Source organism: Herbiconiux sp. (assembly GCF_023264895.1).
Classification (GTDB): domain Bacteria; phylum Actinomycetota; class Actinomycetes; order Actinomycetales; family Microbacteriaceae; genus Herbiconiux.
The window spans coordinates 1-4,402 of sequence record NZ_JAHFUY010000154.1; the positions used below are offsets into that span (position 1 = coordinate 1).

General features: G+C 73.2%; 4 protein-coding genes. All 4 read right to left on the reverse strand.

What is annotated here, in order from left to right; translation table 11 throughout:
- The coding region (locus Q0D57_RS19105; protein ID WP_291046997.1) for a MurR/RpiR family transcriptional regulator at positions 1-575 on the reverse strand (575 nt) is incomplete at its 3' end.
- The gene (locus Q0D57_RS19110; RefSeq protein WP_291046999.1) at positions 572-1,918 is read right to left on the reverse strand and encodes an allantoate amidohydrolase; all 1,347 of its coding nucleotides are present in this window, start codon (positions 1,916-1,918) and stop codon (positions 572-574) included. The genes Q0D57_RS19110 and Q0D57_RS19105, both read right to left, overlap by 4 nt.
- On the reverse strand, positions 1,915-3,156 hold the full coding sequence (locus Q0D57_RS19115) for an alanine--glyoxylate aminotransferase family protein (protein WP_291047001.1): 1,242 nt from the start codon (positions 3,154-3,156) through the stop codon (positions 1,915-1,917). The genes Q0D57_RS19110 and Q0D57_RS19115 overlap by 4 nt, the downstream gene beginning before the upstream one ends.
- Positions 3,157-3,234: 78 nt before the next feature.
- A partial coding sequence (locus Q0D57_RS19120) for an amidase family protein (RefSeq protein ID WP_291047002.1) occupies positions 3,235-4,402 on the reverse strand: 1,168 nt, incomplete at its 5' end.

Genomic DNA, 4,402 nt, shown 5'->3' on the forward strand with positions numbered 1-4,402 from the left:
GCCGGACGCCGCCGGAACCCGAACACCACGGCCACGTCGCGCGCATCCCGCTCCGCGAACTCCTCGGCGATCGTCTGCCCCGGCTGCGGCACGAGCAGCACGTCGTCGCGCCCCTGCGTGAGCTGCTCGCGCAGGTGCAGCGCGAGCGCGTAGCCGTTGCGGAGCCCGACCACCGAGACCGTGCGCGACCGCACGAGCAGCGACGTCACCTGCTCGAGCCGCTCCGGACCGAGCGCGTCGAGACACCGCCGCAGGTTCTCGACCTCCCGCACGAGATGCGCCGAGAGGTCGGCCGAAGCACCGGGGGTCGCCCCGCCTACAGGCGCCCCGGACGAGCGCAGCGAGCGGGCGTGCTCCCGCACCTCCTGCGCGTTCTCGAACCCCAGCCGCCGGAACAGCCGCGACACGGTGGCCTTCGACACCCCGCTCCGCTGCGCGAGCTCGGTGCCGGAGTACACGGCGAGGTCGCTCAGGTGATCCAGGATGAAGTCGGCCGCCCGCTGCTCCTGCGGCGACAGCTCGCCGTAGGAGCGGTCGATCCGCTGCCCGATGTTCATGGGGGCCGTGTCGGTCACGGCGCCACCGACCCGCCCACAGCATCCGGAGACACACCCGGAGCCGCACCCGGAGCCGCCGCGTCTGCAACCGACGCCGCCAGCGCCAGCACCGCCGCCTCGAACGCGTCGATCGTGGCGGCCACGTCGGCTTCCGTCACGAACTCCTCCGGATGATGCGACACCCCGCCCTCGCACCGCACGAACAGCATCCCGATCTCGGTGATCGACGCGATCGCCATCGCATCGTGGCCCGCCTTCGAGAACAGCGACATCGGCCGCGCATCACCCGTCGACCGGATGCCCTCGGCCACGACCCCGCGCAGCCGCGCGCTGCAGACGGCCGCGGGCGCCGAGTGCGTCTCGACGCTCGACCAGCTCAACCGCCGCTGCCCGCAGATGTCGGTGAGCAGGCCCTGGATGACGGTCCAGATGCGGTCGCGCTCGCTGTCGTACTCGCCGCGCAGGTCGAGACTGAACTCGACCTTGCCCGGGATGACGTTGACCGCATCCGGGAACACCTCGAGGTGCCCCACGGTGGCGATGAGCTGCGCCGAGCGGGCGAGCCGCTCGATCGCGATGATGGCATCCGCGGCCCCGGCGAGCGCATCGCGCCGCCGCTCGTAGGGAGTGCCGGAGTGGCCGGCCTTGCCGAGGACGGTGATCATGAAGCGACGGGCACCCGCGATCGAGGAGACGATCCCGAGGGCCTTGTCGGCGTCCTCGAGGTAGGGGCCCTGCTCGATGTGGGCCTCGAGGTAGCCCACGAACTCCTCGGGCCGGCGCGCTGCGTCGCCGATCCGGGCGGGGTCGAGGCCCCAGGCGGTGAAGGCGTCGCGGAGGCTCACGCCGTCCTCGCCCTCGAGCTCCCACCAGGCGTCGTCCCAGGTGCCCGCGAGGGCCCGGCTGCCGAGCAGGGCGCGGCCGAAGCGGGTGCCCTCCTCATCGGCGAACGCGACGACCTCGAGCGCGAACGGCAGCGCACGACCCGACGAGCGGATGCGCTCCACCACCGCGATCGCCGACAGCACCCCCAGGATGCCGTCGTACTTCCCGGCCGCCGGCACGGTGTCGAGGTGGCTGCCGAGCAGCAGCGCCGGGAGTCCGTCGACCGCGCCCTCGAGCCGCCCGCAGAGGTTGCCGGCGGCGTCCTGCCACGTCGCGAGGCCGGCATGCCGCATCCACTGCTCGGCGAGGGCGTTGACCTCGGCGTGCTCCTTCGAGAGGTAGACCCGCTCGATCAGACCGTCGGGCATCGAGCTGTGCGTGGCGAGCTCCTCGCAGCGGGCGAGCACAGCGGATGCGGTGGTCGCGTCATCCGGGCGCGCCACGGATGCGGCGGCCGCGTCATCCGCCCCCGTCACGCCGCCGCCCCCGCATCCTGGTACACGTCGTACGCGGCGCTCACCCCGCCACCGCCCACGACCGGCGCACCGTGCCGCCGCAGCACCTGCTCGAGCGACGCGAGCGTGGTGAGCACGGCATCCTTCCGGGCGTTGTACCCCATCGTCCCGATCCGCCACACCTTGCCGTGCAGCGGGCCGAACGAGGTCCCGATCTCGATGCCGAAGTCGGTGAGCAGCTCGCCGCGCACGGCGTCGCCGTTCACCGCGGCCGGGATCTCGACGGCCACGACGTTGTTCATGCGGTGCTCGAGGTCTCCGAACACCGTGAGCCCGAGGCCGCCGACCCCGGCGAGCATCGCGCTGCCGTGCAGCCGGTGGCGCTCCACCGCGTTCTCGATGCCCTCCTCGACCAGCAGCCGGGCGCACTCGCGCGCGCCGTAGAGCATGCTCGTGGCCTCGGTGTGGTGGTTCAGCCGCTTGGCACCCCAGTAGTCGAAGATCATGGCGAGGTCGAAGTAGTTCGAGCGGATGCGCCGGTCGGTGCTCGCGGCGATCTCGTCGGCACTGCCCGCGATGCCGGCCTCGATGCTCTTGCGGCTCTCGATGACCTCGACGGCGCGGGGCGAGAAGGTGGCGGGAGCCGATCCGGAGGGCCCGCCGAGGCACTTCTGCAGGCCGGCCGTCACGGCGTCGAGCCCGAGCTCGTCGGCGGCGAAGGTGTTGCCGGCGAGCGAGGCGGTGACGTCGGTGTAGAAGAGCACGCCGTGCTTCTCGCACAGCGCGCCGAGGCCCTCGAGGGGCTGGGCCGCGGTGGTGCTCGTGTCGCCGTGCACGACGGCGAGCAGCGTGGGCTTCGTGGCCACGATCGCCCGCTCGATCTCGGCCTCGGTGAACACCGTGCCCCACTCGCGCTCGATCACGTGCACCTCGGCGCCGGCCCGCTCGGCGATCTCGCCGAGGAGGTGCCCGAAGCGCCCGAAGATCGGCACGAGCACGCGGTCGCCCGGCGCCACGAGCGACACGATCGCGGCCTCGATGCCGGCGCGCGAGGTGCCGTCGATGAGGAGAGTCTGCTCGTTCTGGGTCTGGAACACCGAGCGGTAGAGCGCCATCGTCTCGTTCATGTACGAGGTCATGGCGGGGTCGTACTGCCCCACGAGCTGCGCCGACATGGCCCGCAGCACCCGCGGGTCGGCGTTGATGGGCCCGGGCCCCATGAGCAGTCGCGGCGGCGGGTTGATCGGCAGGCTGGACATGACGGCTCCTCGAAATCTCTGTTTCTCCGCCCCCATCCTACGAAACAGGTGTTTCAGCCGTGTTTCGGATGCACGGACTCACAGGGCACGACGCCCCGATGTGCCGTCCCCGAGGTCGGCAGCCACGGAGGCGGCGAGGTCGATGAGGGCGAGGTCGGAGCCTCGGGGCCCCACGAAGCAGAGCCCCACCGGCTCCGGCACGCGCATCAGCGGCGCCGAGACGGCCGGGTAGCCCCCGGTGCCCGCCACCGAGGTCATGCGCAGGGTGGCCGCCCGCACCGCCTGGATGTCACCGGGCGTCGCGGTGAGCGCCGGGGCCGCCGACGAGGCCGAGGGCAGCAGCAGCACCCGACCGTCGAGCACCCGGTCGAAACGCTCCCGAGCCTCGGCGAGCACGGCCCTCGCCTCCGCCTCCGTGTCGGCGGTCACGGCCGCCGCGATGTCGAACCGCTCCGCGATGTCGGGCCCGAGCACGCCGGGGTGCACCTGCACCCACTCCCCGTGCTGCCGCCAGGCCTCGGCCCCCTGCACCACACGGAAGGCCGCGAAGACGGCGTCCAGGTCGCCCAGGTCCACCTCGTCGAGCAGCAGGCCGCCCTGTGCGTCATCCGTGCCCCGGATCGCGGGCTCCCGGATGAGCGCGTCGAACGCCACGCGCACTCCGGGCTCGCAGCTCGCGATGATGTCCCGCGACACGGCGAACCGCCTCGCGAGCGGCGTCGCGGCACCTACTGCGTTCGCTCGGGCTGCTCCGGCATCGCCGTCGCCACCGCCGTCGCCACCGCCGTCGCCACCGCCAGCGCCACCGCCACCGAGGGTCGCGGCCGCCGCCGCGCGCAGCGCCGCCGCGGACCGCGTGAGCCACCCCACCGTGTCGAACGACGGCGCGAGCGGCAGCATCCCCGCCGCACTCACGGCACCGTGCGTGGTCCGGATGCCCCACAGCCCCTGATACGACGCCGGCACCCGGATCGACCCACCCGTGTCCGTGCCGAGCCCGATCGTCGCCTGCCCGAGCGCCACCGCCGAGGCCGGACCACTGGAGGAGCCGCCCGGGATCGCCCCGGTCACGGCACCGTTCGGCGGCGTCCCGTAGTGCACGTTGCGGCCGGCGATGCTGTAGGCGAACTCATCCGTCTGCGCGATCCCCTGCACCGAGGCGCCGGCCGCACGCAGGGCCCGAACGGCCTCCGCGTCGACCTCGGCCACGGCCGCCCCTGCGAGGTACTCCGGCACCCCGGCACCG